The organism is Oscillibacter sp., from assembly GCF_031978065.1.
Lineage (GTDB): Bacteria > Bacillota > Clostridia > Oscillospirales > Oscillospiraceae > Oscillibacter.
Window position 1 is genome coordinate 1 of the sequence record NZ_DALZCH010000161.1, and the last position, 4679, is coordinate 4679.

General features: G+C 58.7%; 4 protein-coding genes. 1 reads left to right on the forward strand and 3 read right to left on the reverse strand.

The window, feature by feature from the left end; all coding sequences use genetic code 11:
* Positions 1-46 precede the first annotated feature (46 nt).
* Genes wecB through trpS form a run of 3 tightly spaced genes read right to left on the reverse strand, consistent with a single transcriptional unit; the run spans position 47 to position 3543 of the window.
* Positions 47-1198, reverse strand: coding sequence for a non-hydrolyzing UDP-N-acetylglucosamine 2-epimerase (wecB, locus tag RTK01_RS15870; protein WP_312281903.1), 1152 nt, complete (start codon positions 1196-1198; stop codon positions 47-49).
* A complete protein-coding gene (locus tag RTK01_RS15875) occupies positions 1198-2475 on the reverse strand; it encodes an MraY family glycosyltransferase (RefSeq protein ID WP_312281904.1) in 1278 nt (425 codons plus the stop codon). The genes wecB and RTK01_RS15875 overlap by 1 nt, the downstream gene beginning before the upstream one ends.
* Positions 2476-2535: 60 nt before the next feature.
* On the reverse strand, positions 2536-3543 hold the full coding sequence (trpS, locus tag RTK01_RS15880; protein WP_312281905.1) for a tryptophan--tRNA ligase: 1008 nt from the start codon (positions 3541-3543) through the stop codon (positions 2536-2538).
* A gap of 220 nt (positions 3544-3763) precedes the next feature.
* Here trpS and gltX point away from each other — a divergent pair.
* Positions 3764-4679 (forward strand): glutamate--tRNA ligase (gltX, locus tag RTK01_RS15885; protein WP_312281906.1); only part of this gene is annotated, 916 nt, incomplete at its 3' end.

Here is a 4679-nt window from a genome sequence, read left to right on the forward strand (position 1 = left end):
TCCAACCTTGCTGTTTCTCATGAGCCCCCCTCTCCGCACGTCCGGCTCAGACGCCGGAATAGTCATCCGGCGGGTCGCCGCGCAGGCCGAAATGCCACTCCACCGCGTCCGCAATGCGCCCGCAGGCACGTCCGTCGCCATAGGGATTTACGGCACGGGCCATTTTGTCATAGGCTTCCCTGTCCCGCAGCAGACGGGTGGCCATAGTCACAATATCGTCCTGCGCCACCCCGGCAAGCTTCACCGTCCCGGCGGCCACAGTCTCTTGCCGCTCCGTCTCCCGCCGCAAAACAAGCACAGGCTTGCCAAGAGCGGGGGCCTCCTCCTGAAGTCCTCCCGAGTCGGTCAGCACCAGATAGCACAGGGCCATCAGGTTGTGCATTTCGTCGGCGGGCAGCGGGTCGATCAGGTGAATCCGGGGCGCGCCCCGGAGATATTGATCCACGCTCTCCCTCACCACGGGGCTGAGATGAACGGGATACACCAGCTCCACATCCTTGTTTTCTTCCGCAATCCGGCGTAGGGCAATCATAATGTTTTTCATAGGTTCACCGTAGTTCTCCCTGCGGTGGCAAGTGACAAGACACACCTTTTTCTCCCCGTAGGGAAGGCGGTTTAGCTCCTCTGTGGAAAAATGAAAGCCGGGACGGACGGTGGTACGCAGCGCGTCAATCACCGTATTGCCGGTAATAAACAAGTTCCCCCGCACACTCTCCCGGCGCAGGTTGTCCCGGTTGCCCGCCGTGGGGCAAAAATGGAAATCCGCCAGCCGGGAGGTCATCACTCGGTTCATTTCCTCTGGAAAGGGAGAATACTTGTCATAGGTTCGTAATCCTGCCTCCACATGGCCAACCTTCACCTGGTGGTAAAATGCCGACAGCGCCCCCGCGAAGGTAGTGGAGGTATCTCCATGCACCAGAATTAAATTTGGTTTCAGTGCATCAATGGCCTCATCCATCCCCAGAAGGCACTTGCTGGTGATGGTGGAAAGCGTCTGTCGTGGGGTCATAATGTCCAAATCCCAGTCCGGCTTCAGGTCGAAAACCTGCAGCACGGAGTCCAGCATCTGGCGGTGCTGGGCAGTGACGCAGCAAAGGCTCTCGATCCCCTCCCGGGCAGCAAGCTCCTTGACGAGCGGCGCCATTTTAATGGCCTCCGGCCGGGTGCCGAAGACGCTCATGACGCGAATCTTCTCCATTACTGATCCTCCTCTCCTTCCCAGCCGTCCGGCTCTTGCGCCTTCGGCTCAGCGTCTGCCAAAGCCGAGGCTGTCTCCTCCTGCGAAGTTTTCGAATTCCCGTCGCGGAGACCGGGGAGATTTTCCTGTTCCAATTCTTCTCCGGCGGGAGGCGCGGCATCTTCCGCCTTCTCCTGCTTTTCGGCGCGATGTCCGTGGTCCCTCAGCTCTTCCATCTCCTCGTGAAGCTCCTCCCGGACCTCTTTGGGGAAGATCACTCTGGCGGCCACCACAGCCACCACGCACAGCGACACGAAGATCATCATGGCCCGCAGCTCCCCACTGGTGGTAAGCACCACGGCGCTGAGGCCCAAAATCGCGGAAATCACGTACAGCGTGGCAACCGCCTGCTTCTGGTTCAATCCCATGTCGATCAGGCGGTGGTGAATGTGGCTCCGGTCCGCCTGCATGGGGCTTTGCCCGTGGGCAAGGCGGCGGAGGATGGCAAAGGCCGTGTCGAAAATCGGCAGGCCCAGAATCAAAAATGGCACCGCGAAGGAAATGATGGCCCAAGACTTAAACAGCCCCTCCACAGACATACAGGCCAGAATATACCCCAAAAACGTGGCTCCCGTGTCTCCCATAAACATCTTGGCAGGGTTGAGGTTATAGGGCATAAACCCCACGCACGCCCCCACCAGCGCCGCCATGACCACGGCCACCTGTACCTCGCTCACAAGCAGGGAAATCACCAGCACCGTGGTGGCGGAAATGGCAGACACGCCGATAGCCAGTCCGTCCAGCCCATCGATCAGGTTCACGGCGTTGGTAATGGCCACAATCCACAGCACGGTCACAGGAATGGACAGCACGCCCATATCCCAATAGGGATTGGGGGAAAAGAGGTTGGGATTGCTCAGCACATGGATTTGCACGCCGTTCAGCGTGGGAATCAGCGCTGCCCCAATTTGGATTAGAAACTTAAATTTGGCGGGCAGCGGCGTGATATCATCCACCACACCCAGCACCACGATGATCACCGCTCCCAGCAAAATGCTGCGGAACTGATTTGTCATTTTAGCAAACAGCAAAATACTGACGATAAAGCCCAGAAAAATAGCCAGCCCCCCCAGCCGGGGGATAGGGATATGGTGCATCCGGCGGTTATCCTTGGGCACGTCGATGGCGCCCACCTTATAGGCAAACGCCTTCACCACCGGAGACGCCAGAAAGCTCACCACCAGCGCCACCGCCAAAGCCAGAAACACCCCGGCCAGCAAGTTTGTATTGATTAGCATTGCGACAACGTTTCCTTTCACCGCGCGCTTTTTCAGCCTTCATGGCGGCGCGCGCCGTAATCACCGGTCGATAAAGCCGACCTTTTTGTAAACCTTGCCCAGCGTCCGCCCCGCCACGCGGGACGCCCGCTCCGCGCCGTCGCGGTAGATGGCCTGAAGGGCCGCTTTGTCTGCCAGCAAACGCTCCGTCTCCTCCCGGATGGGGCGCAGCAGCTCCACCACCGCTTCACCCACGGCGGCCTTGAAGTCGCCGTAGCCGTGCCCCGCAAATTCCGCCTCGATGGCGTCAAAATCCCGATTTGTGCACACCGAGTAAATCTGCATCAGGTTGGACACGCCCGGCTTTTCCTTCTGGTCATACCGCACGCAGGCCTCGGAATCCGTCACCGCCTTTTTGAACTTGCGCAGAATATCCTCCGGCTTTTCCAGCATATAAACGCAACCGTTCTGGTCCTTGTCGGACTTACTCATCTTGCTTTCGGGAGAGGACAGGCTCATAATCCGAGCCCCCACCTTTGGAATATAGGGCTGGGGAACCTTAAACACGTTGCCGTAAATCCCATTGAACCGGGTGGCAATGTCCCGGCAGATCTCAACATGCTGCTTCTGGTCGCCGCCCACCGGCACCAAGTCCGCCTGATAGAGCAGAATGTCCGCCGCCATCAAGGCCGGGTAGGTAAACAGGCCTGCATTGACGTTGTCCGTGTTTTTCGCGGACTTGTCCTTAAACTGAGTCATGCGGCTCAGCTCGCCGAACATGGTGTAGCAGTCCAGAACCCAGCCCAACTGGGCGTGGGCTGGGACGTGGGACTGGATAAACAACGTATTTTTCTGCGGGTCCAGGCCGCAGGCAATATAGGCTGCCACCTGCGTCAGCGTGCGCCGCCGAAGCTCCGCCGGCTCCTGCCGGACCGTGATGGTGTGCATATCCGCCAGCATATAAAAGCAGTCGTACTCGTCCGCCAGCGCCGCCCAGTTGCGGATGGCCCCCAGATAGGAGCCAAGAGTCAGGTCGCCGGAAGGCTGAATTCCGCTGAGAATCCGCCGTTTAAGCGTCTCGTTTTCCATGATACCACCTCAAAATCCGCCGCTCTCGCGCCCTTTGGCCAGAAAGCGGCAATATAGCCTGATTATTGTAGCACGAAGCATTGGAAAGTGCAATCTGTTTTGGGGATTTTAGCCCGGCGCGTGCGGCTTTGCCCCGACTGCGTTTACCGCAGGAAACCCCTTGACATTCCGGGCTGCAAAAGCGATAATAAATTGTTAAATAATACATGGAGGTAAATTCATGGCCACAGATAAAGCATTCTTTGACGAGATGGAGGCCCGCATCCCCAAGGGGAAGGTCCGCACCCGTTTCGCCCCCTCCCCCACCGGCTATATGCACGTGGGCAACCTGCGCACCGCACTGTACACCTGGCTCATCGCCCGCCACGCGGGGGGCACCTTCCTCCTGCGCATTGAGGACACCGATCAGGGCCGCCTTGTAGAGGGCGCCACCGACGTCATCTACAAGACAATGGCCCAGTGCGGCCTTGGTCACGACGAAGGCCCGGACGTGGGCGGCCCGGTGGGTCCTTATATCCAGTCGGAGCGGCGGGAGCTGTACGGAAAGTACGCCGAGCTGCTGGTGGAAAAGAGCTCTGCCTACCGCTGCTTCTGCGGCAAGGAAGAGGACGAGGCGCAGGAGGTTGCCGAGGGTGTGAAGGTCAAAAAGCATCAGTGCGGCTGTCCTGACCTCCCCTTCAACGAAATTCAGGTCAGGCTGGACGCAGGCAAGCCCCATGTCATCCGCCAGAGAATCCCCCGGGATGGCAGCACCACCTTCCATGACGTGACCTTCGGTGACATCACCGTGGAAAACGACACGCTGGACGATCAGGTGCTCATCAAATCCGACGGGCTGCCCACCTACAACTTTGCCAACGTGGTGGACGACCATCTCATGGGCATCACGCATGTGGTCCGGGGCAGTGAATACCTCAGCTCCGCACCCAAGTACAATTTGCTGTATCAGGCCTTCGGTTGGGAGATTCCCACCTATGTCCACTGCTCTCCCGTCATGCGGGACGCGCACAATAAGATGTCCAAGCGCCACGGGGACCCCTCCTATGAAGACTTGATCGCCCAAGGGTATCTCACCACCGCCGTTTTGAATTATGTCGCCCTGCTGGGCTGGGCGCCTAAAGGTGAGCAGAAAGAGC